We start from the raw sequence: 24,331 nt of genomic DNA, 5'->3' as shown, positions 1-24,331 counted from the left end.
TTCAACGCAACATGGCCCTCGCCCCGCAAGACCCGAACGCACCGGAATTTGTGCGCCGTTACGTCAATCTGGCTGACCCGCGTCTGGGTGCACAGGCACTGGTGGCCAGCGACGAATTCTTCGCGGCCAAAGAGCGCATGCTCAACCCCGACCCTGCCGTGTTCATCCCCGGCAAGTACGACGACAACGGCAAGTGGATGGACGGTTGGGAGACGCGTCGTAAGCGCGTCAACGGATACGACTGGTGCATCGTCAAGCTGGCGCGCCCGGGCGTGTTGTTCGGTGTCGATCTCGACACCAGCCACTTCACCGGCAACTTCCCGCCGGCCGCCTCGTTGGAAGGCTGCTACAGCCCAGACGGTGCCCCGGCCGACAACGCCGAGTGGTTCGAACTGCTCGCCTCGACCACGCTGCAAGGCAACTCGCACCATTACCACGACATCACCAGCCAGCGCCCGGCCACGCACGTGCGTGTGAACCTGTATCCGGACGGTGGTCTGGCGCGCCTGCGCCTGTACGGCTTGCCGCAGAGCGACTGGAACAATCGCTCGCGCGACGAGTTGATCGACCTGATCGCGATGGAAAACGGCGGCTATGTCGTCGCGGCCAACAACCAGCACTTCGGCTTGGCCTCGAACCTGTTGATGCCCGGCCGTGGCGTCAACATGGGCGATGGCTGGGAGACGCGCCGTCGCCGTGAGCCGGGTAACGACTGGGCCATCATCGCGTTGGCGCAGCCGGGTGAGATCGGCAAGATCGAAGTCGATACTGCGCACTTCAAGGGCAACTTCCCTGACCGCTGCTCCATTCAGGGCGCGTACGTCACGGGCGGCACCGAGCAGTCGCTGATCACGCAGTCCATGTTCTGGCCCGTGTTGTTGCCCGAGCAAAAGTTGGCGATGGACAAGCAGTTCTTCTTTGAAGAGCAGATTCAGAAGCTGGGTGCGATCACGCACATCCGGTTCAACATCATCCCGGACGGGGGCGTGTCGCGCCTGCGTCTGTGGGGCCGGTTGGGCGAAAAGCAGTAAGCGAGCTTAACAACGAACAAAGCGACAAACAAAGCGACGAACAAAGTGGCTCACCGTCCAGCAGCAAGCGGGCGGTGAGTCAGTGAAAAAACAAGAAGGAGAGAGTGATATGGCGGGCCCGGCATTGAAGATAGAGCGATTGACGCGAGAGTCGTTTGCGGCGTTTGGCGACGTGATCGAGTTGGCGGGGGCGAAGCATTTCGCGATCAATGGCGGGACGACTGAGCGGTATCACGATTTGGCGACGGTGGATCTGGGCCCAGAAGGTGGCCGCACCTTGGTGAACGTGTTCCGTGGTCAGCCGCGCACGTTGCCGTACGAGGTGAAGATGTTGGAGCGTCATCCGTTGGGCAGTCAGGCGTTTATTCCGTTGAAGACCTTGCCGTATTTGGTGGTGGTAGCACCGGCGGGCGAGTTGGATGTGAGCAAGATGCGGGCGTTCGTCTCGGATGGTTGGCAGGGCGTGAATTACGCACGTGGCGTCTGGCATCACCCGTTGTTGGCGTTGCATGAGGTGAGTGACTTCATCGTGGTGGACCGAGGTGGAGAGGATCACAACTGCGACGAGCAGGATTTACCGATGACGTACTGGTTGACGCAGGCCGAGTTGGACAAAGTGCAGGCCGAGCAGAAAGCTGCATAACAGGCGGCCGGACAGGGAATCAAATAAGAACGCCAGACGATGTCTGGCGTTTTTGTTTGGCGGGAGGCGGGAGCAGGAAGCGGAGGGGGCGGTGTCGCTGGAGGGACCAGCGAGGTGGGTGAGGATAGACCGGAGCCCCTTCCCGAGGCGAGTTGAACTTGTCTGAGCAGCGGGAAGGGGCTTCGGTCTGTCCAGCGGGGAGGTTCTCGGCCCCTTCCCCACTAGCGAAAAAAATCAGGCCACCGGAACGACCGCCGTCACTTCGATTTCCACCTTAGCTTCGTCCTCCACCAAATCGGCCACTTCCACCGCCGTCATTGCCGGAAAATGGCGCCCGATGACCGCGCGATAGTGCTCGCCGATCGCCGGATAGTTCGCCACATACTCCGCTTTATTCTTCACGTACCAAGTCATGCGCACGATATGTTCCGGCTTCGCGTTACCTTCCGCCAGAATCGCCACGATGTTTTCCAGCGTCTGACGCACTTGCAGTGCGAAATCGTCCGTCTCGAAGCGTTGCTGCGCATTCCAGCCGATCTGACCGCCGACAAACACGATGCGGCTGCCTACCGACATCTCGAACGCCATGCCGTTCGCGTAGCCGCGCGGTTTCGCCCACTCGGGCGGTTGCAGAACTTGCAGCATCAGGTCACTCCTTCAATTACAGAATCGGGTGCGGCAAAGCGCACAATTGCCGCGCGCTGGGCCGGGGGTACGGCGATGGGTGCGGGCTTGCCGCCCTCGCCTTTCGCGACCCAGACCAACACCAGCGTGGCTTGCAAACGCGTCTCGTCGTTTGCGCCTGCGAAGCGGATGCGCAGCGTCATCGACGAGCGTCCGAGACGCGTCACTTCCAGCGAACGCGACAGCGTATCGCCTAAAAAACTCGGTGCACTGAACCGGCATTCGACATTCGCCGTCGGTACGCCCAGTCCGTCGCGCAGGTGCATTTCGCCGAACGACAACCCCAGTCCTTCGGCGCACCAGTCTTCGACCAGATCGTTGATCATTTCGAAGTAGCGCGGGTAAAACACGATACCTGCCGGATCGCAATGCTTGAAGCGCACCAGCAGCGGCTTCACGAATGCATGCGCGGCCACGTCAGTCCCCGACATAATTCACTCCTCCCTTACTGCGCCATCTGCCGCAACTTGAAGCGCTGCAATTTACCCGTTTCCGTGCGTGGCAGCGCGTCCACGAATTCAATGGCACGCGGATATTTATAAGGCGCGATGTTAGCCTTCACATACTCCTGAAGCGCCTTCACCATGGCCTCGTCGCTCGGTTGCCCCGGCTTGAGTACCACATACGCCTTCACGATCTGACCGCGCGCGTCGTCGTTCGCCCCCACCACGCCGCACTCTGCGACCGCGGGGTGCTGCAACAGTGCCGACTCCACTTCCGGGCCTGCGATGTTATAGCCCGCCGAGACGATCATGTCGTCCGAGCGCGCCTGATAGTAGTAATTGCCCGCTTCGTCGCACATGAACGTGTCGCCCGGCAGATTCCAGCCTTGCTTCACATAGTTCTTCTGGCGAGAATCCGCGAGATAACGGCACCCTGTCGGGCCCTTCACCGCGAGCTTGCCCACCTTGCCCGGGGGCAGCGGCTGCATGTTCTCGTCAACGATCATCGCGATGTAGCCCGGCACCGGCTTGCCGATGGCGCCCGGCACCACGTCGCCGTTCGCGGCCGAAATGAAGATGTGGATCATCTCCGTGCCGCCGATCCCGTCGATCATCTCGATGCCCGACGCCTGCTTCCACAGCTGGCGCGTCGCATCCGGCAACGCTTCGCCCGCCGAGACCGTCTTCTTCAGACTCGTTAGCGTGTACTTACCCACCAAACCCGCCATCTGACGGTAAAACGTCGGCGCCGTGAAGCAGATCGTCGCGCGATAGTCCTGAATCGCTTGCAACAGCGAGTCCGGCGTGAGTTTTTCGAGCAGCACCGTCGCCGCCCCCACACGCAACGGGAACGTGAGCAAGCCGCCTGTACCGAAAGTGAACGCTAACGGGGGAGTGCCGCAGAAGATATCGTCCGGGCCCGGCTTCAGCACGTGGCGCGGGAACAGATCACACATCGCGAGCACGTCGCGATGAAAGTGCATCGTGCCCTTCGGCTGCCCCGTCGTGCCGCTCGTGAACGCAATCAGACAGACGTCATCCACCGCCGTGTCGCACGCCTCGAAGCTCGCCGGCTGACGTGCCATGCGGGCCTCCAGTGAGTGCTCACCTGCATCGTGGAAGTACACCACCTGCGTCAGCGCTGGACAGAAATAATCGTGCCCCGTCTGGCGATTGAATTCCAGCTCGTCCTTCAGACGGCCGTCGCACAGCGCGGCGCTGACTTCCGCCTTGTCGATGATTTGCTTGAGTTCCTTCGCGCGCAACAGCGGCATCGTCGGCACACCGACCAGACCCGCCTTGATCACCGCGAGCCATGCCGCCGCCATGAACAGATTGTTCGGGCCGCGCAACAACACGCGATTCCCCGGCACCAGTGCCATGTCGTTGCGCAACACATGAGCAATCCGGTCGACCATCTCGCGCAGGCCGCGATACGACGTGGTCGTCGGCTGGCCGTTCTCCACCGAGTAAATCGCCGGGGCATCGCCGCGCCCTTGCGCAATCGTGCGATCGAGCAATTCCGCTGCGCAATTGATACGCGCCGAATACGCCACGTCGGGATTGTCGAGCAGAAACTCGGGCCACTGATCTGCGGGCGGCAGATTGTCGCGCGCGAAAGTGTCGAGATGTCCAGATCGTTCCATGTGCTTCTCCTTGCCCCCGGTAATCCAGCAATGCAGCATGAGCCCGGCCCGCGGCCGGCGGTCAACGTTCGGTCTTCAGCGTTCAGCCGTCTTTGAGCAGTTCGCGCGCGATGATCAGTTTTTGCACTTCCGTAGCCCCTTCGTAAATTCGCAGCGAGCGAATTTCGCGATAGAGCCGTTCCACGATGGCGCCCGACACCACCCCGGCACCACCAAACATTTGCAGCGCCCGGTCGATCACCTGCTGTGCCGATTCCGTCGCATACATCTTCGCCATCGCGGCCTCGCGCGTGGTGCGCTGCTCCAGCACATCGCGCTGCCATGCCGCGCGGTACGTCAGCAGCGCCGCCGCGTCCACGGACGTCGCCATGTCACCCAGCGCTGCCTGCGTCAGTTGAAAGTCGGCAAGCGTCTGACCGAACATCTGACGCGACTTGGCACGAGCCAGCCCTTCGTCCAGTGCTCGGCGCGCGAAACCCAGCGCCGCCGCTGCCACCGATGCGCGGAAAATGTCGAGCGTCATCATCGCGACCTTGAAGCCCTGCCCCGCCTCTCCCAGTCGTTGCGACGCCGCCACCCGGCAGTTGTCGAACTTGAGCCGCGCGAGCGGATGCGGCGCGCTCACGTCGATGCGCTCAGCAATCGTCAGCCCCGGCGTGTCCGCGTCGACCACAAAGGCGCTGATGCCACGCGCGCCCGGCGCTTCCCCAGTACGCACGAACACGCAATAGAAATCCGCGATGCCGCCGTTCGAGATCCACGTCTTCTCGCCGTCGAGCACGTAGTGATCGCCGTCGAGTGTCGCCGTACAAGCCATAGCGGCGACGTCCGAGCCGGCCTCGGGTTCCGACAGGGCGAATGCCGCGATCGCCTCACCCGCCGCGACACGCGGCAGATAGCGCTGTTTCAGATCGTCGCTGCCAGCGAGCGTGATGGCGCCACTGCCCAGCCCTTGCATCGCGAAGGCGAAGTCGGCCAGCCCATCGTGACGGGCCAGCGTCTCGCGCAGCACGCACAGCGCGCGCGAATCCAGTTTGTCGAGCGCGCCGCCGTGGCTGGCCGGCACGCAGTACTTCAGCCAACCCGCGCGACCCAACTGGCGCACCAGCGACACGCAGGTCGCATCGGTGTCGGCGTGATGATCGACATGCAGCTCTTGCGTGCACCACGCGTCGAGTCGCGTGCCGAGCTGGCGATGCGCATCGTCAAAGAACGGCCACGCGAGGAAGTCGCCATTGCGGGCGTTCTGCGGGGTGCTGGCGTGCACGTTGTGCGTCGTGTTCTGGCTCATCGTTTCGCTCGCCTCAGTCGCCCTTGAATACCGGCTTCTGCTTCGCGACGAAAGCGTCGTAAGCGCGGCGGAAGTCCTGCGTCTGCATGCAGATGGCCTGCGCTTCGGCTTCGGCCTCGATGGCCTCGTCCACGCCCATGTTCCACTCCTGATGCAGCAGCTTCTTGGTCACGCCGTGTGCGAACGTCGGGCCGCAGGCGATCTGGTCGGCCAGCGTTTGCGCTGCCGAGAGCACCGCGCCGCCATCGTGCAACGCGTTGAAGAAGCCCCATTGCAGCCCCTCCTCCGCCGTCATCACGCGACCGGTGTACAGCAGTTCCGATGCGCGGCCCTGACCGATCATGCGCGGCAACAGCGTGCAGGCGCCCATATCGGCACCGGCCAGCCCCACACGCACAAAGAGGAATGCCGTCTTCGTCTGCGGCGTGCCAAAACGCATGTCCGAAGCCAACGCCATCATCGCGCCCGCACCGGCGCAAATGCCGTCGATTGCGCTGATGATCGGTTGCGGACACGCACGCATCGCCTTGACGAGATCGCCCGTCATGCGCGTGAAGTCGAGCAGTTCCGGCATGCGCATCTGCGTGAGCGGGCCGATGATTTCGTGCACATCGCCGCCCGAGCAGTAGTTGCCGCCCGCGCCCGTCACGACGACCGTCTTAATGTCCGTCGCGTAGACCAGACCACGGAACAGATCGCGCAGCTCGGCGTACGAGTCGAACGTGAGCGGGTTCTTCTTGTCGGGCCGGTTCAGCGTGATCGTGCCGATGCTCGGACGCCCTTGCGCGTCGTTCGACACCGACCACAGAAAATGCTTGGCCTCGAAGTTCGCGAACGGGCGCTTGTGGTGCGCCATGGTCAGTTTCACGTCACTCATTACCTTTGCCTCCTTGGCTGTCATCGGCACCGTGCCCGGGCCATCCGACGCCATTCGATTGTTATCAGCCTGTCAGGACTTCGCCACCCGCGACCGCGACCGATTGGCCGGTGAGCGCAGCCGCGCCGGGCTGACACAGCCACAGCACCGTGTCGGCGACTTCATCCGGTTGCACCAGACGTCCTTGGGGATTGTGTTTAGCCAGCTCGGCGCGCGCCTCTGCTTCGCTGCGGCCCGTTTTGGCGACGATGTTGGCAATCGTGTCGCGCAGAATGTCGGTCTCGGTGTAGCCCGGGCAGACGGCATTGACCGTCACGCCTTTCTTGGCGACTTCGAGCGCCAGTGCGCGCGTGAGGCCGATCACCCCATGCTTCGCTGCGCAATAAGCGGTGACGTACGGATAGCCGACCAGCCCGGCCGTGCTCGCCACATTGACGATGCGGCCCCAACCGCTGGCCACCATCGCGGGCAACGCCGCCTGAATGCAGTGGAACGTACCGGTCAAATTCACACCGATCATCTGCTGCCAGAGCACGCTGTCGGTCTTGCCGAACGGTGCGCTCACCGCCTGCCCTGCGTTATTCACCAACACCTGTACCGGGCCGAAGCGCTCCGCGGCGCGCGCGAAAGCGGCTTCGACAGCGGCGGCGTCGGCGATATCGGCGCTCACCCAATCCACCTCACCGTGGGAGGCCAGCGTTTTCACGCCCGCCTGAAGCGCAGCCTCGCTGCGTCCGAGCAGCGTCACGCGGGCCCCCTGCACGAGCAGCGAGCGCGCCACCGCTTCGCCAATGCCGCGCGCCCCGCCCGTTACGAGGGCGTGCACGCCTTTCAGCGAAGTGGGTACCTCGGCAGTGGCGGCATTAGCGGAATTAGCCGGCGTCGTCTGTTGCGTCATCACGCGTCCTTATTTACCGATCTGTTGTGCGTAGGCGGCAGCACGTTCCAGATTGGTTTCGTACTGACGTTTGCCGGCATAGTACTGCGCCGGCCACGCGAGATCCTTGTAGCCGATCTTCGCGGCTTCGTGCAGCGTCCAGAACGGGTCGGCCAGATGCGGGCGTGCCAGTGCGCACAGGTCGGCACGGCCCGACGCGATGATGCTGTTCACGTGATCCGCCTCGAAGATGGCGCCCACGGCAATCGTCGGAATGCCGGCGTCGTTGCGCACGCGATCGGCGAACGGCGTCTGGAACATGCGGCCATAAACCGGCTTTTCTTCCTTGCTCACCTGCCCCGACGAACAATCGATGAGGTCGGCACCTGCGGCCTTGAAGGCACGGGCGATGAGCACCGCGTCGTCCGGCGTAATGCCGCCTTCGACCCAGTCGCTGGCGGAAATACGCACCGACATCGGCTTGTTCTCCGGCCATACCGCACGCACGGCGTGGAACACTTCGAGCGGATAGCGCAGGCGGTTCTCCAGCGAGCCGCCATATTCATCGCTGCGCTGATTGGTCAGCGGCGAGATAAAGCTCGACAGCAGATAGCCGTGCGCACAGTGCAATTCCAGCCAGTCGAAACCGGCCTCGGCGGCGCGGCGCGTGGCTTGCACGAAGTCGTCTTTCACGCGGTCCATGTCGGCGCGCGTCATCTCGCGCGGCGTCTGCGAGACGCCGTCGATATAGGGCAGCGGCGAGGCGGAGATCAGCGGCCAGTTGCCGTCGTCGAGCGGCTGGTCGATGCCGTCCCAAGCGAGACGTGTCGAGCCCTTACGCCCGGCGTGGCCGATCTGCATGGCGATTTTCGCGTCGCCACCGGCGTGCACGAAGTCGACGATGCGTTTCCACGCGTCGCGTTGCGTGTCGTTCCACAGCCCCGGGCATCCCGGCGTGATACGCGCGTCCGGCGACACGCAGGTCATTTCGGCGACGATCATGCCCGCGCCGCCCAGTGCGCGGCTGCCAAGGTGCACCAGATGGAAGTCGCCCGGCACGCCGTCAACGGCTGAATACATGGCCATCGGCGACATCACGATGCGATTCTTGAGCGTGAGCCCACGCGCCTTGAACGGCGTGAACATCGGCGGAATCGCGTGCTGACCGGCAGCACGTTCCACCCCGGCGTGCGATGCAAGCCAGTCTTCGAACCCTTCGACATAAGCCGCGTCGCGCACGCGCAGATTCTCATGCGAGATGCGCTGCGAGCGGGTCAGCAGCGAGTAGGCGAATTGTTCCGGCGAGAAATTGGCGTAGCGATCGACGGTTTCGAACCATTCCGTGGAATTGCGTGCGGCGTTCTGAATCTTGAGCACTTCGATGCTGCGCGCCGCCTCGTAATCGTTGAGGACGCGCGGCAACGCATCGACGCCGTCGGTCCCCAGACCGTCGGCCAGTGCAATGGAATCTTCGAGCGCGAGCTTGGTGCCCGAGCCGATGGAGAAGTGTGCCGTGTGCGCGGCGTCGCCCATCAGCACTACCGGCACGCGCTTGCCGTCCATGTCGTTCCAGTGCACCCAGCGCTCGCAGATCACGCGCGGGAACTGAATCCAGATCGCCGAGCCGCGCAGGTGCTTGGCGTTGCTCAGCAGTTCGTTGCCGCCGAGATACTTGGCAAACAGTTGCTCGCAGAACTTCACGCCCTCTTCCTGGCTCATCTGATCGATGCCGTGGGCGCGCCAGACTTCCTCGGGGGTCTCGACGATGAACGTCGACGTATCGGCATCGAACTGGTAGGCGTGGGCCTGAAACCAGCCGTGCTCGGTTTTCTCGAAAGCGAAGGTGAAGGCGTCGAAGCGTTGATGCGTGCCGAGCCAGACGAAGCGATTCTTGCGCGTGTCGATGTCGGGGCGGAACGAGGCGGCGTAACGGGTGCGAATGCGGCTGTTCAGGCCGTCGGACGCGATCACCAGATCGGCCTGATAACGGCGGGCGATCTCCTGATCGTCGGCAACATCCGTCTCGAAGACGAGTTCCACGCCGAGCGCTTCGCAACGTGCCTGAAGGATATTGAGCAGCTTCTTGCGGCCGATGCCGATGAAGCCGTGGCCGCCCGACGTGATGGTGCGGCCTTCGAAGTGGATATCGATGTCGTCCCAGTGATTGAAGGCCTCGTTGATCTGTGCGGCGCTCACCGGATCGGCAACCTGAAGGTTATCCATGGTGGCATCAGAGAACACCACGCCCCAGCCGAAGGTGTCGTACGGGCGATTGCGCTCGACCACCACCACACGGTGCGACGGCTGGCGCAGCTTCATCAACAACCCGAAATACAGGCCGGCAGGACCGCCACCGATACAGACGATATTCATCTCCACCCTCCGGAAAACACAGACCACGCACCGTTCACGTCGATCTTTGTTAAATCGTAAATAGTTTATGCCTAAAATACTAGCGAAAAATATTCCCTGCTACAAGCTCGGATTTCAAGGCCGGGGGTGGGGAAAACGCGAAGTATCGATGTGCGATTGATGAGGCATTGGCGGGTGATTGATCAGCGATGTCCGAATGCTGAAATCATGCGCATGAATGCCAAAAATGGCTTGGGATATCACGTAACACCGTATCGGACGATTCCGATTCTCGTCATTTGAGCGATTTTTACAATTACAAGTCACCGCCAGACTGACAGAATCGATGTCTGTTTCGCCATCTGTGGTTCTCACTGCAAACCCCGGCCTAACGCGTAGGTGTAAGCCCCCCCGGCTGTAGCACGCCCGGCGTGCTCACTGTTGCGCCCTCCTCCCGCACCTGCGTGCGCACACGAAATGACACGTACCGACGACTCCGGCCGACGGGTGTCTTGTCGCGCGCTGCGTTTTTCGAACTCATCATCGGGCAATGCATTCGTGAAACTCCCTGACCGTCCTGATTCTTTCCTGTCCCGCGTTGCCGCAGCGTTTGTCCTCGCCCTCCCGCTTGCGGCGAACGCTGCCGCCTCGGCGGGCGCAGCGGTCGTGGCGCAACCCATGCAACCGGTTGCCCTCCCCGAGCTTCGAGGCCTTCGCGACGCGACTCGACAAGGTGTGCAAGACCAGCGGCTCGAACAGCAACGGCGTGAGACCGAAGAACGCGAGCGACGTAGCGACGCCCCCGATGTCCGCCTGTCGCCCGACGCACCTGTCACCCCCGACACACCCCCAGCGCCTGACGCCGCGCAACTGACCACGCTGCCGGCGGAAGCGCCCTGTGTGGTGCTGCGCGACATCGACGTCACCAGCGTAGACGGCACGCCCGTCCCGGCGTCATTCACTTTCTTACGAAGCGCCCTGACGCCGTTCATCTCGCAGTGTGCAGGGGCTGCCGGGGTCGCCCAGATCGCAACCTTCGCCACGGATGCCGTGCTGTCCCGCGGCTGGCTGACGACACGCGTGGTGGTGCCCGAACAAGATCTGACGGGTGGTCGCCTGACGCTGCGGCTAATCCCGGGAGTGATCTCGGCCGTCAGGTTCAGCGACCCGGATACCCGCACCTTATGGCGTGCCGCGCTGCCCGTGAGCGAGGGCGACGTCCTGTCGCTCGCCGCGCTCGAGCAGGGCCTCGAACAGCTCAAGCGCATGCCGAGTCAGGACGCCGACATTCGCATCGAGCCGGGTGAACTGCCGGGCACCAGCGTGCTGGTCATCGATACCCAGCGCCGTCGTGCGTGGCGTCTGCTCGCCTCCGTCGACAACAGCGGTACCCGGGACACGGGGCGACTGCAAGGGCAACTCGCGCTGGGCATCGACAACGTGTTGGGGCTGAACGATCTGCTCGACGTCGCGGTACAGCACGACCTTTCCACCGGCGACGATCGTTTCGGCGCGAAAGGCGGGAGTCTGAGCTACTCGTTCCCGTGGGGCTACAACACGGTTTCCCTCTTCGGCAGTACGCGTGCGTACTTCCAACGCATTGCCGGGGCAAATCAAACGTTTGTGTCGAGCGGGCGCAATCAGATCGCCGAGTTGAAGATCGAACGCGTGGTGCAACGCGACCGAAACGGCAAGACCGCACTCGACGTACGGTTGGGCCGCCGGTTCGGCAAGAGCTTCATCGAAGACTTCGAAATCTCGCAGCAGTACCGGAACAACACCTATTTGCAGATCGGCGTCGCGCGCCGTCAGTACCTTGGCGCGGCACAGGCCGACATCATGCTGGGCTACCGGCAAGGCATGCCATGGTTCGGCGCGCAAGACGATTTGCGTGACCCCGTCACCCAACGCCCTACGCCGCAAACCTACCGCTACCACGTCGTCTTGCTGGACGCACAGTGGTCGGTTCCGCTGCCCGCATTACCGGCATTACCGGCATTTCCTGCGCTATCCCTCGGCCCGACACCGTTGCGCTACGTCGGCGTATTCCACGCGCAGACCACCGCCAACGCCCTATGGGCCGTCGACCAGATCGCCATCGGTGGTCGATACAGCTTGCGCGGCTTCACGGGCGACTACACGTTGAGTGCGTCGCGCGGCTTCTTTCTTCGCAACGAAATCCATCTGCCGATAGGCACAAGCGCACACGCGCTCTACGTCGGCATCGACTACGGGCAGGTCTTCGGCCCGGGCACGCGCGACCTGCCCGGCACGCAGCTCGCGGGAGCCGTCATCGGCGCACGCGGTCAGTTCGGCGCCAACGCCGGCGCGTTCGTCAATGCCAGTTACGACGTCTTTCTCGCCAAGCCGCTCTATCGCCCGGCCGGTTTCCCGGTCAGTTCCGTCGTCGCCGGCTTCTCCCTCGCCCTGCGCTACTGAGACTTCTCATGAATCAACGCTGCTTCCGTCTTGTCTTCAGTCACGTCCGGCGCCAATGGATTGCCGTCGGTGAACATGTCCGCCGTGGCCGCACGCCCGGGGCGTCCCGCAGCTTGCGTCGCCGGGCCGCTTGTGGTCGAGAGGGTGCCTCCGCCATCGTCGCCACCACCGTCACTGCCGGGTATCGCCAACGCACCGTTGCGACGCTACTTGCGTTCACTGTTCTGGGATTCAGCGCGCAAGCCCACGCACAAATCGTTGCCGCCCCGGGACCCCACGCGCCCGGCGTCAGCGTCACGCCCAACGGCTTGCCGCTGGTGAACATCACCGCGCCGACGGCGGGTGGTGTCTCGCATAACCAGTACCAGCAGTTCGACGTGCCGACGCAGGGGGCCATTCTCAACAACGCCCGCACGATCGTGCAGACGCAAACAGGCGGATGGGTGCCGGGCAACCCCAATCTGACCGGCGATCCGGCGCGAATCATCCTGAATCAGGTGACGAACGCACTGCCGTCGAATCTGGCGGGGTATCTCGAGGTCGCCGGCAGCCGCGCCGAAGTCATCGTCAGTAACCCGAATGGCATCACCTGTAACGGGTGCGGCTTCATCAACACGTCGCGCGGGGTATTGACGACCGGCTTCCCCGTGTTTGGTGGCAGCGGGTCGTTGGAAGCGTTTCGTGTCACCGAGGGTGCAATTCGTGTGACCGGCAACGGTCTGAATGCGGGCAACCTCACGCATGCTGCGTTGCTTGCACGGGCCATCGAAGTTAACGCGGCGATTCACGCACCGACGTTGGACGTCGTGACCGGTCGCAACGAGATCGACGCGACGACGTTTGACGTGCGCTCGACCGAAGGCGCTGCCAGCGGCGCGCCCGCCTTTGCACTAGACGTCTCCCGTCTGGGCGGCATGTACGCCGGCAAGATCCGGCTCATCGGCACCGAAGCGGGTGTCGGCGTGAACATCGATGGCGACATCTCGGCAAACGGCAGCACGCTGACGCTGACCAGCGCTGGCGAGCTACGCATCGACGGCAAAGTCCATGCGGGCGAGGTGCTCGATGCTACTGCCGCCGACACCATCCGTATTGGTGGCGGCGTTCTCGCGAAGGGTGCGCTGAATGTACGCACGACGCGCGACCTGATCAGCACAGGACAACTTCGCGGCGGGCAGGATGGGAAGCTCCTTGTTGGCGGAACGTGGCAGCACGACGGCATCGCGTCTGCCGCACGCCACTGGCAAGTCGACGCAGGCAACGTAGTGTCGAGGGGCACGATTGCCGCCGGTGCCAGCCCGGACGGGACGCCCGGCCCAACGTCGGACATCACGCTCATCGTCGCTCGCTCATTGCGCGCCACCGGTACGCACGTGACGACGGGGAACATTCGCTTCACGGCGAACGCTATCGACCTGACCGGTGCGTCGACGACGACGCCGCAGAATCTGTTACTTCACGCACTCGGCGGCCCCCTCACCTTGGCCGGCGCCACGACCCGCGTCGGTGGCACATCGGATTTAAGCAGTTTCGGCGCCATGAATCACGACGGTGCCTCGCTGACAACGCAACACCTGTCGGTTGCCGCTGCCGGTTTAAGCAACCATCGCGGCAGCATCTCACAGTGGGGAACATCCCCCACGGAACTCGCCCTTCATGGCGCGCTGGATAACCGCAACGGCCAAATCACCACGAACGGCGAGGGCCTGTCCGTCACGTCGACGGCGCTGGACAACTCATCAGGCAAGATCGAGCACGCGGGCGCGGGCGCATTGCGTCTGACGACGGGGCGATTCGATAACGCCGACGGCACACTCGTCACCAACGGCACGATGCACGTGAGCGCAGATAGCGGGCGCAACGACCGGGGCGCCGTCTCCGCGAAGCAAGCGCTGTACTTGCTGACGCAGGGGTTGTTGAGCAATCAAGTCGGTCTGATCCAATCGGGCGGCCTCTTCTCGCTCGACGCTGGGGCGCTGCACAACGACGGCGGACGCTTACTGGCGTTGAGCGATGCGGCGATGCGAATCAACGTGTCCCGCGAATTGTTCAACACGTCGCAAAACGACACCCAAGGCGAGATCGCCGGTAAGGGCGATGTGGCCATGACGGCCGGTAATGCCGTCAATAGCGGGAGATGGGCGTCCGACGGTGCGTTCCGGTTCGAGACGGTGGGCAGCCTTCTGAACACCGGCGGTCAGATTCTCGCCCGGCAACACGTCGTGCTTGCCGTAGGCGATATTCTGGACAATTCCGGCGGCAAGTTGGATACGGCGGGCCATCTGGATACGTTGGCCAACACCATCCGCAACGTTCGCGGGCAGATGTCCTCGGCCCGGTTGACGATGAACGCGGTGCGGCTCGACAACGACACGGGCGAGATTGTGCAATCCGCCCCGCAGGGCGATGCCCCCGCACGCCTGATTATCACGGCAGCCCTGAGCAATCGCGAGGGTGCCATCAAGCTTGCCGCGCACGATGCACGGATCGACACGCTGGCGCTCGACAATACCGGCGGCACGCTGGCGCATGCGGGTGACGGCACGTTGTCGATTCTTGCCACGGCCATCGAGAGCACCAGCGGCCAGATCGGCACGAACGGCGACCTGCAACTCACGGCCGAATCGCTTTCCAACAATCACGGCCGCATAACGGCATTGCGGACGTTGTCAGCAGATGCCGAGACGTTCATCGAGAACGCATCCGGGGTCATCGCCGGTGAGTCCGTCTCGCTGACTGCGAAGACGATGCTGGGCAACACACAAGGCGCGATCGAGTCGGCAGACAACCTGAAAGTCTTCGCCCGGGAACTCGACAACGACGGCGGCGCACTGCGCAACAGCGGCCACGGTCAGACACGGATCGTCGCGACGGACGCCATCCGCAACCGAAACGGCGCACAGATCGAGGCAAACGCTGACGTTTCTCTGACCACCGGCACGCTGGACAACACCGGCGGCGCGATTCGGACAGGCAAGTCGCTCGCGCTGGAAACCGCCACGGATCTGATCAACGAGGATGGCGAGCTCCGCGCGGCCGAAGCGCTCGATGCCACGATTGGCGGCGCATTCGTCAATCGGTCGGGCCGCACAGCAGCGCAAGACAGCATGCGTCTCGCGGTGACGGAATCGGTCGATAACACCGACGGCCGCATCGAAACCGGCGGGACCACAGCACAGCTGTCGCTTTCGGCACGCGCCCTTACCAACGACAACGGCACCGTCGTCAACGCAGGAAATCAGGCGCTCGACGTTGTCGTATCCGGACACCTCCTGAACCGTGCGTCTCCCCGTATTGAAGGCACCGACGTGGGCGGCTTCATCGCGGGCAATGGCGCCGTCAACGTGTCGGCGAACCGCATCGAGAACCTCGACGGCGCCCGTCTCGAAGCCGGCCAATCGCTCGCCGTCACGAGCGGCACTGACTTCGTCAATCGGCAGGGCCATGTGCGCACGAACGGACGGTTGTCGTTGACGACCAATGACGATCTCGACAACACGGATGGCGAGATCCACGCCGGCGGTGCCATGCAGGTGAATAGCCGCAACGCCGTCAACCGGCACGGCAGTATCCGGACAAACGACACGCTGTCGCTCACGACGCGCGGCAATCTCGACAACACGAGCGGCGAGATCCACTCGCGCGGGGCCATGCAGATGAGTGGTGAGCACTTCATCAACCGGCAAGGTCGCATCCAGACGAACGACACGTTGTCGCTCGCGGCGCACGGCAATCTCGATAACGCTGACGGCGAGATTTTTTCGACTGGCGCAATGGGGGTGCGCGCCGGTGGCGACATTCAAAACGTTCGCGGGAGTATCGAAGTTACGGGCAAGCGCTCCTCCGAAGTGGCCAACGATGACGCGCCTCGTCATGAACGCAATGACACCTCCGATACTGCTAGCGAAGGCGCACTCGCCACGTCTGACGAAACCATCACCGTGGCAGCCGCCACGCTGGACAACACCGACGGACGCATCGTCAACGCCACGCGAGGTGAACTGACGCTCACCGCCGACGCCGTCCGCAACCACACCACGCTCCCCGCGTCGACGTTCCGGCCGACAGGGTTCATCGCCGGAAACGGTGACGTCTCACTGCTGGCGCTGACCTTGGCCAACGGTCCGGGCGCCAACATCAGCGCTGGCAACGACCTTCGGCTCGGCATCCGCGATCGCGCAGAAAATGCAGGCACGCTGTTCGCCGGTCAGGACCTGCACCTCGCCGGGCAGAACGGCATCAGCACGGCCACGCTCGACAATCTCGGCCAGCTTCAGGCCCGCCGTGACGCGACGCTTCTCGCAGCCGAGGTCAATCACAGTGGCGGCGAAATCGCCGTCAACCGTGACCTGACACTGACCGCAACGCACCTCATCGGCACCGGACAGCTTCGCGCGGGCAACAACCTGCACGTCACCCTGCCGGGCGATTTCACTTACAGCCCCGCGCATCTCTGGCGCGCCAACAGCGATCTCAACCTGACGATTGGCGGCCTGCTGACGATCACCGGCGAACTGGAAGCGGTGCAACGACTGACAATCCATGCGGCGCAGGTACGCAACCATGGCGGCGGACTCATCAGGGGGAAGGCCGTCTACGCCAACGCCACCGACCGGATCGACAACGAAACGCGAATCGACGGCGACGAGGTCTGGCTGCGCACGCCGACCTTCGTCAACACAGGTGCCGTCATCGGTGGGCGCGTGAGATTCGAGGGCACGCACCTGACGAACGCCGGGGCGCAAGCCGTCATGGCGGCGACGCAGCAACTCGATGTCTTCGCGCAAGGTCAGGTGTTGAACGAAAGCGGTGCGACGTTGTACAGCCTGAACGGCTTACGCATCGGCGCGGCGGAAACGCGCGACGCTGACGGATTTCTTGCCCGGCAGTCGGAAGGACTGACCAATCGGTCGGCCACGATCGAAGCCGGTGGCGACATCGATGTCGCGGTCAAGACGTTCGTGAACGAGCGCGGACAGGTCACGATCGAGCGCGGCGTCGACGCGGGTACGACCACGGCGGTTCGACACATTTGGATTGCGGGTTACCTCACGTTTCCCGGTCCATCAGACTTCGAACGATGCCAAGCGGTGAGCGGTGCCCCGTGTGAGAGATTGCCCACAACGCATTGGAGCCATAGTCTCCAGATCGACGGTGGGCCCGCCATGGTCAATGAGGTCATCTATGAATTGAATGACCACGGGCAACCGAGCTACGACATCAAGGAAGTCAATAAAGTCCCGAACCCGGCCAACATTCCGTTCACGCAATGGCAGTGGGGACGAGAGGCCAGAGCCGAGCTTTCGGCCGAAAAGTTATACGTGGCCGGCACGCCGATTACCGTCACGCTGCCCAAAGGGCATCTCACGACACTCGATACCGAGAAGAAGACCTTCTCGTTAGTGAATCCGATCATTGAGGTCTACAAGGGGTCGGGGTTCGACGTCAACTATAGCTCGCGCAATATCACCAAGCGTTCGACTCAGCACTTCGAATCCATTCAGGACGACGGAAAAGGCAACTGGATCATCGGCTTCTGGCCGGATTACGACCCAGCCGAGCACCTCCGTCCGACGTATGTCGACGAGGGGCGAAATAGCGTCATCACCGGCGCACCGGACGAGGGCGTACGGATATTCCGTTACGGCCACGGAATTGAGGATGGCCGCGACACGAACGAGTACCGACGGGACATCACCACCCGCAGTACCGTCGACCGAATCATCCATGCGTCTGCGCCGGGCACATTGACTTCGCAAGGGTCGTTCCGGCTCAACGTTGACGGTGGCAGCGCGATCAATAACGCGTCGTCGATCAGCGCAGGCGGAAATATCGGCATTCGCGGCAATGGCGGCCAGATCACGAATCGCAGCCTCGGGCTGGAGCGAATCGATCGGACCCGCCAGACGTCGTATCTCTACTGGCACGAAAAGAGCGGCAACAGCGATTTCTGGTTCCCTCAAGTCGAACTGGGAGCGACAGAGCACCGGTCCATCGTCGGCGGGCTTGACGCCTTGATTTCGTCGAACCAATCGACGCGTATCAACGCGCGAGACATCGTGATCGACACGGCATCGACCGATGGTCGTCTCATTGACGCGAGGTGGGTCGACAGCCAAATCGCACCGGAGGTCCCCGATGTCGGGCAGCCCCGCATTGCAATCGATGGCAACGATTCGCATCACGCCACGGTTTCCACCACCGCACAATCCGCCATCGACGCACCGCAACATGAGCGCACGTCAACCGGAGTTTCGGGCGCAATTCAGACGCTCGACGCTGTCTCAGGCGGCATTCCCGATCTGACGTTGCCGCGCAGCGGCCTGTTCAGCATTGTCACGTCGCCGTCGCAGCCCTATCTCGTGGTCACCGACGCGCGCTTTACCGACTACGGCACGTTTGTCTCCAGCAACTACATGCTGGCCCTGCTGAACATCGACCCGGCGGGTATCGAACGACGCATTGGCGACGGGTTCTATGAGGCGAAGCTGGTACGCGAGCAGATTCTTCGTCTCACCGGACGCGCCCGCCTGCGGGGTTACGACAGCAACGACGCCGCGAGTGCAACAGATGCGGATGCCGAGTACCGGGCATTACTGACGCAAGGTGCACGCGCGGGTCGCGACCTGACGTTACGGGTGGGCATTCGCCTCACTGAAGATCAGATGCAGGCATTGACCGACGACATCGTGTGGCTGGTGCGGCAAGACGTAAAGCTGCCCGACGGGACGACGCAAACGGTACTGGTCCCGACGTTGTATCTCGCCCACGGCAAGCGTGTGAGCCTGCAACCCGGCGGCGCACTGGTGACCGGTCGCGATGTGCTCGTGCAAGCCAGCCAGCAGGTAAGCAACCGCGGGCGGATCGTGGGCGATTCGAATACACAGATTCGCGCCGTCGATATCGAGAATTACGGCGTCATCGGGCGTCGTGACACGCAAGGCGATGGCAGCACTGCCGAAGTCGATGGCGCGACGCGCGGCAAGGTCGAAGTCGTCGCCTCGCGCGACATCCTGAACATCGGCGGCGATATCGCCGGTAAGCAGGTGCAAGTGGAGGCTGGCCGAGACGTTGTCGTGACGAGCCGGACCCGCAGCATCGATTGGGAAAATCGCGGCGGCAGCGGACGGAGTACCACTCTCGAATCGGGGGGACGCATCAGCGCGCAAGACTCGGTCAACGTCACCGCCGGACGCGACCTGAGCGTTACCGGTGCGCAGATTCAGGCGGGCGGTGATGCCGGTTTGGTCGCCGGCCGTGACATCTCGATCAATGCCATCGAACTGGAGCGGCGCTTTGGTGACGGCAGCATTAGCGGCGACAACCGTAGCCTTACGAAAATCACCGAGCATGCTGTATCGGTCATCGATGCAGGGGGCAACACCGCAGTCGCCGCTGGCCGCGATGCGGTGGCCGAAGGCGCGAAGGTAACCACGGCCGGAAATCTCATCATCGCTGCGGGGCGCGACGTTGAAATCACCGCCGTCACCGACAAGCTCGACTTCACGGGCCGGGTGCGCAATGACGACTACGCCGCGAGCGCCGACACTCATGTGGAAACCGTTCGGGGCAGCGAGATTCGTGCGGGCGGCGACATCGGGATAGGTGCGGGGCAAGTTGAAGCCATCCAACGCGTGCTCGACGAGCGCGGCGTACGGGCTTACGTCACCGACGATGAATCGCGTAAGGGCAACGCAACGATCCTTGGCTCGTACGTCAGCGCGGGGGATCGCGACGTCAGCGCCGGGCGTGGCAACCGAACCGGCACTGGAACTGACGTTGGCGTTGTAGGAGCCACTGAAGACAAGACCAGCGCGGCACAGAAGGGAGCGGTCCAAATCGTCGCCACGGGCGACGTGACCATCGGCGGCGTCACCACGGAGCAGGACGACGTGCGGTGGTCACGTGACACCAAACGCGGCCTGCTCTCTACTACGACGGAAGAACGCCTGCGGGAGTTACACGGCACGCAAACCATCGGCAGCACCGTGTCGGGGGACACGGTCACGATTGCCTCGGGACAGGACGTTGCGATCATCGGCTCAAACGTTGTCGCCGATGGCGACGTGAACATCTCAGCGAAGCACGACGTCACGATCACGTCCGCCGAAGACCGTCAGCGATCGCTGAACACCTCCGAGACCACAACGAGCGGCATATTCGGCAGCGGCACGAGCATCACTATCGGCCAACGCAGCGAGAAGGATAAGCAGCGGCGAGAGAGCACGTCGCAAACGGGGAGCGTCATTGGCGCCGTCAACGGCGATATCTCCGTGCGGGCGGGCAACGATTACCGGCAGGAAGGCAGCACGGTGATGGCGAGGGAAGGCGACATCGATATCTCTGCCAAGCGCGTGGCCATTGTCGAGAGCGTCGAGACGGATGCCAGTGTGCGCGAGACGGAAGTGCGTCAATCCGGCATCACCGTTGCGATATCCAACCCGGTGATGGCTGCGGCCGAGACCGTCGGACAGATGGGCAACGCTGTGAGCAATGTCGACGATGTCCGCATGAAAGCGCTGGGCGCTGCTGCCGGTGCACTGGCCGTCAAGAACGCCCTCGACAACATCAAGAGTCTGAGCGATGTCGCCAGCGTCAACATCTCGGTCACTGCCGGCGGCTCGAAACAGGAAAGCCGGCAAACGCAGGAAAGCACCACGTCGATCGGCTCGACGGTAAGCGCCGGCGGAAGCGTGTCGGTGCGGGCCGAGGGCGATGGTAGGGACTCGTCCCTGCTCGTCCGTGGCAGTGAGATCAACGCCAAGCAGGACGTGACGCTTAAGTCAGATGGCGATCTCGACATTCTTGCTGCCACCCATACCGCAGAGCAGCACAGCAAGAGCAGCGGCGTGTCGGGCGGTGTTGGCGTCGGAATTTCGTTAAGCCCCAAGGGCGCTTCGATGGGGGTGACGGCAAACGCCAGCGCGTCACGCGGCAAAGCTGACGGTCGTGATGTGACGCACAAGAACAGCCACGTCACGGCCGGTGGTGAGGCGAAAGTTGCCTCGGGCGGCGATACGAACGTGAAAGGCGGAGTGATTGTTGGCGAGCGTGTCGTGGCGGACGTCGGCGGCGACCTGAACATCGAAAGCCTGCAAGACACGAGCGTCTACAAGTCGAAAGACCAGTCCATCAGTGCCAGCGGCACCGTGGGTATGGGCGGCGCGTCCGGCAGCCTGAACGTCAGCCATCAGCAGATCAACAGCGATTTCGCGAGCGTGGTTGAACAGACCGGAATCAAAGCCGGTGACAAGGGCTTTGACGTAACGGTTGGCGGGAACACCGATCTCGTGGGCGCCGTCATTGCGTCGACCGACAAGGCTGCCGAAGCGGGTAGGAATCGTCTGAAAACCGGGTCTTTGACCGAGCGGGACATCGAGAACCACGCCGAGTTCGATGCGTTCGGCGTCAGTCTGGGGGGTGGCTTCGCCACGGGCGGCGGCGACAGCGCGAAAGTCGGCACCGATCAGAAAGGCAAAGCCGAGACAGGCGCCAACGCTACCCCGGGCAGCGAGTTACCGAAGACCGGGTCGATCAGCGTGGCGCCACCGGTTGTCGTCGGGGCCAGCGGTAGCGAGACGAGCGTCACGCGCAGCGGGATCAGTGCGGGCGTGATCGAGATTACCGATGACGCGGCGCAGCGCGAAAAAACGGGTAAGACAGCGGAAGAAACCATCGCCTCCGTGAACCGGGATGTGTCCTCCGACAAGGACGGCGCCAACGCCCTCACCAACAAATTCGACAAGGAACAGATCGAGACCGGCTTCGAGATCATGCACGCAGTGCAGCGGGAGTTGGGGACGTTTGTCAACAATCGCGCCAAGAAAGCTGACGAGATTGAAGCGCAACTCAAGAACACCAGCGACCCCGAGCAGCGCGCGGCACTCGGCGAGCAACTTGCCGAGGCGAAGAAATGGGGGCCGGGAGGCGATTACCGATTGATCGTAAGCGCTGTCACCGCAGGCATTGGCGGCAATATCGCCGGCGCCGCTGGCGAGATGGCAACTCGTGTGACGGTCACCTACCTGCAAGGACTTGCGGCGAAAGAGATCAAGACGCTTGGCGAAAACCTTGACCCGGCATCGAAGGCCGCACTACACGCCATCGCAGGCTGTGCTGGCGGCGCAGCTTCGGGTGGAGGTTGCGATGCTGGGGCGATGGGCTCAGCGGCAGGTTCACTGCTTGGCAGCCTACTGGCATCCACAGACAAACCGGGGCAGTCACTCACACAGTCAGAGCGGGAGGCGCGCGTCAACCTGATCACCTCGATTGTGGCGGGTGTAACAGCCGGTACTGGTGGGGATGTAGTTACGGCATCGACGGGTGCAAAGACCGAGGCTGAGAACAACACGCTTGGCATCGCCATACCGATGCCTCCTCCAATTCATCCAACCGGACGGTCGGTGCCGACAAGCGGCAATCGAGGTGCGAACGCCGTAGACGCATTGGATCCGAACGGCAAAGGCCGCAACGAAACGGAATCCGCCGTCGGAAAACTCGCCGAAACTTTACGCGAAGCCTTGATGGATGCCGCGTGCAAGGTTTCAGCCTTGGCTTGTGCAAGTCATCACTCCGTAGAACAGGCTATCGGGCGGGTGGGCTCAGACGTATCCGATAACCCGACTATCACGTCCACGCCAAACAACGGCCCATCGGGCGCGACGATCACCTCCACACCAGACTCGGGAGAGAAAGGCCCGACGCTGACCGGCACCCCAGACCAAGGCGAGCGCGGCGCTACAATCACCACAACCCCGGATCAAGGCCCGAAAGGCCCGACCATTACCGCCACACCCAATGACGGGCCGGTGGTGTTTGATCCGATGTTGATTTCGAGACGAGATGAGGCGTCTTCCGAGTCGGGGAAAGCGCCAAAGCACGCCCCCGATACGGCAACGTTGGCAAAAAACGGACAATCACTCAATGCCAACGGTGATAACTATTCAATGCTTGGCGCGGACGGAGCACAGTTCGCCAGCAAAACTATTTGGAAGGGTGACGGTAAAGAGCGCATCGATGTGGAAAATCCGAATCCGGGAAAACGCCCCGGACAGATCCACTATCAGGACAATCAAGGAAACAAATACCTGTACGATCCACGTACAGGTACGTTCCCGGATGCGCCGAACTCTGTCAACAGACTCTTGAACGATCCCGGTTTCAACTCGGCGATTCAAAAGGGACTCAGCAAATACTTGGGAGTAACACCATGAAATTTAATTTGACCATGAGGACTATTTTGGATGGACTTCAAATTAGTCGCACGCTTACTCCCTCTCTAAAGTCGATCGCAGACAGTGGATTTCTTCAGCATGATGGATGCAACATACTTCGAGGCTTGATGGTTAGCACTAACACGTCAACATCGACGTTCGGAGACTGTACGGATTACGAATGCTTCGTCAACTCATTGCACATTGAAGATTATGATGAAAAACAACCAATTTTACAGGCCATCCTTTTCATAGAGCGTGTCTTCGAAATCTGGAATTCCGCAAAACAAACCATTATTATTACCGCAATATTAAGCGCCGATGATTTTAGCGTGGTTGTTAAATTTCATACAAATCGACTAGGAGAGCAATGGCTAAGCGACAACATAAATGGATATGAAGACGCTGTCCTATCAATCAATTCGAACGAAGACATCATTTCACTAGTTCATACGACCGACTGAGAGCAATACATCGAACAAGGTGCCGAGGAAAAATATCGATAACAAAAGGTGCGCCATTGGCGGAGACATCTGAAAATAGATCTCTCGTTGAATGGCTCACCAACAAAACCCCCTCCCACCGCTCGAGAAAATTTCCCACATATCCAAGTACCAATGGCCATTGCCAACGTTAGGCTTTCACAAACAGATGCGGATGAGGAACACGTTCACATCTATTCAAATACTTGGACATAAAACCCTTACCACTTCCCGTGGTCACGTATCAGTCCAACTCCCGCCTAGGTACACCGCGACGCCCTAGTTATGCGTTGCCCCGCTACCAGCAGCCTCACTGACGAGGACATCCTTAACCACTCAGGCCGCAACCAAAA

General features: G+C 62.2%; 12 protein-coding genes. 5 read left to right on the top strand and 7 right to left on the bottom strand.

Annotation, left to right across the window (positions count from 1 at the left end):
• Positions 1-11: 11 nt before the first annotated feature.
• Complete coding sequence (gene alc, locus PIN31009_RS16335) at positions 12-1,031, top strand: allantoicase (RefSeq protein ID WP_150790978.1); 1,020 nt, start codon at positions 12-14, stop codon at positions 1,029-1,031.
• Between the two features lie 109 nt (positions 1,032-1,140).
• Entirely contained in the window at positions 1,141-1,674 is a 534-nt protein-coding gene (locus PIN31009_RS16330) for an ureidoglycolate lyase (protein ID WP_150790977.1), read from the top strand.
• Positions 1,675-1,908: 234 nt separating this feature from the next.
• Here the strand turns inward: PIN31009_RS16330 and PIN31009_RS16325 are convergent, their stop codons facing one another.
• From PIN31009_RS16325 to PIN31009_RS16295, 7 genes are all read right to left on the bottom strand, one after another.
• Positions 1,909-2,316: a RidA family protein gene (locus PIN31009_RS16325; protein ID WP_150791142.1), complete on the bottom strand. Its 408-nt coding sequence runs from the start codon at positions 2,314-2,316 to the stop codon at positions 1,909-1,911.
• A gap of 2 nt (positions 2,317-2,318) precedes the next feature.
• Positions 2,319-2,789 carry an acyl-CoA thioesterase gene (locus PIN31009_RS16320; RefSeq protein WP_150790976.1) on the bottom strand — a complete coding sequence of 157 codons (471 nt, stop codon included), beginning with the start codon at positions 2,787-2,789 and terminating at the stop codon, positions 2,319-2,321.
• 14 nt (positions 2,790-2,803) lie between these two features.
• The gene (locus PIN31009_RS16315) at positions 2,804-4,447 is read right to left on the bottom strand and encodes an AMP-binding protein (protein ID WP_150790975.1); all 1,644 of its coding nucleotides are present in this window, start codon (positions 4,445-4,447) and stop codon (positions 2,804-2,806) included.
• 82 nt (positions 4,448-4,529) lie between these two features.
• Positions 4,530-5,738 (bottom strand): acyl-CoA dehydrogenase family protein, encoded by a 1,209-nt coding sequence (locus PIN31009_RS16310; protein WP_246185714.1) that lies wholly within the window; start codon positions 5,736-5,738, stop codon positions 4,530-4,532.
• A 13-nt stretch (positions 5,739-5,751) separates the two neighbouring features.
• On the bottom strand, positions 5,752-6,615 hold the full coding sequence (locus PIN31009_RS16305; RefSeq protein ID WP_150790974.1) for an enoyl-CoA hydratase family protein: 864 nt from the start codon (positions 6,613-6,615) through the stop codon (positions 5,752-5,754).
• 64 nt (positions 6,616-6,679) lie between these two features.
• Positions 6,680-7,513, bottom strand: coding sequence for an SDR family NAD(P)-dependent oxidoreductase (locus PIN31009_RS16300; RefSeq protein WP_150790973.1), 834 nt, complete (start codon positions 7,511-7,513; stop codon positions 6,680-6,682).
• Between the two features lie 9 nt (positions 7,514-7,522).
• Positions 7,523-9,865 carry a bifunctional salicylyl-CoA 5-hydroxylase/oxidoreductase gene (locus PIN31009_RS16295; protein ID WP_150790972.1) on the bottom strand — a complete coding sequence of 781 codons (2,343 nt, stop codon included), beginning with the start codon at positions 9,863-9,865 and terminating at the stop codon, positions 7,523-7,525.
• Between the two features lie 537 nt (positions 9,866-10,402).
• Here PIN31009_RS16295 and PIN31009_RS16290 point away from each other — a divergent pair.
• The 3 genes from PIN31009_RS16290 to PIN31009_RS16280 are packed head-to-tail and all read left to right on the top strand — an operon-like array spanning position 10,403 to position 23,960.
• Positions 10,403-12,283: a ShlB/FhaC/HecB family hemolysin secretion/activation protein gene (locus tag PIN31009_RS16290; protein WP_174997223.1), complete on the top strand. Its 1,881-nt coding sequence runs from the start codon at positions 10,403-10,405 to the stop codon at positions 12,281-12,283.
• Between the two features lie 8 nt (positions 12,284-12,291).
• Positions 12,292-23,496 carry a two-partner secretion domain-containing protein gene (locus PIN31009_RS16285; RefSeq protein ID WP_150790970.1) on the top strand — a complete coding sequence of 3,735 codons (11,205 nt, stop codon included), beginning with the start codon at positions 12,292-12,294 and terminating at the stop codon, positions 23,494-23,496.
• Positions 23,493-23,960, top strand: a complete 468-nt coding sequence (locus PIN31009_RS16280; protein WP_150790969.1) for a hypothetical protein — start codon at positions 23,493-23,495, stop codon at positions 23,958-23,960. Before PIN31009_RS16285 ends, PIN31009_RS16280 begins: the two co-directional genes overlap by 4 nt.
• Positions 23,961-24,331: the final 371 nt, after the last annotated feature.

This window comes from Pandoraea iniqua (assembly GCF_902459685.1).
GTDB classification, from domain to species: domain Bacteria; phylum Pseudomonadota; class Gammaproteobacteria; order Burkholderiales; family Burkholderiaceae; genus Pandoraea; species Pandoraea iniqua.
The sequence above is the reverse complement of the archived record's forward strand: the minus strand, read 5'-3'. Positions and strand labels throughout refer to the sequence as shown.

Bases quoted from the DNA above. Each gene is read 5' to 3' on its own strand.
- PIN31009_RS16295 (WP_150790972.1), bottom strand. From the start codon at position 9,865: ATGAATATCGTCTGTATCGGTGGCGGTCCTGCCGGCCTGTATTTCGGG.
- PIN31009_RS16280 (WP_150790969.1), top strand. From the start codon at position 23,493: ATGAAATTTAATTTGACCATGAGGACTATTTTGGATGGACTTCAAATT.
- PIN31009_RS16330 (WP_150790977.1), top strand. From the start codon at position 1,141: ATGGCGGGCCCGGCATTGAAGATAGAGCGATTGACGCGAGAGTCGTTT.
- PIN31009_RS16315 (WP_150790975.1), bottom strand. From the start codon at position 4,447: ATGGAACGATCTGGACATCTCGACACTTTCGCGCGCGACAATCTGCCG.
- PIN31009_RS16310 (WP_246185714.1), bottom strand. From the start codon at position 5,738: ATGAGCCAGAACACGACGCACAACGTGCACGCCAGCACCCCGCAGAAC.
- PIN31009_RS16305 (WP_150790974.1), bottom strand. From the start codon at position 6,615: ATGAGTGACGTGAAACTGACCATGGCGCACCACAAGCGCCCGTTCGCG.
- PIN31009_RS16285 (WP_150790970.1), top strand. From the start codon at position 12,292: ATGAATCAACGCTGCTTCCGTCTTGTCTTCAGTCACGTCCGGCGCCAA.
- PIN31009_RS16320 (WP_150790976.1), bottom strand. From the start codon at position 2,789: ATGTCGGGGACTGACGTGGCCGCGCATGCATTCGTGAAGCCGCTGCTG.
- alc (WP_150790978.1), top strand. From the start codon at position 12: ATGGCCCTCGCCCCGCAAGACCCGAACGCACCGGAATTTGTGCGCCGT.
- PIN31009_RS16300 (WP_150790973.1), bottom strand. From the start codon at position 7,513: ATGACGCAACAGACGACGCCGGCTAATTCCGCTAATGCCGCCACTGCC.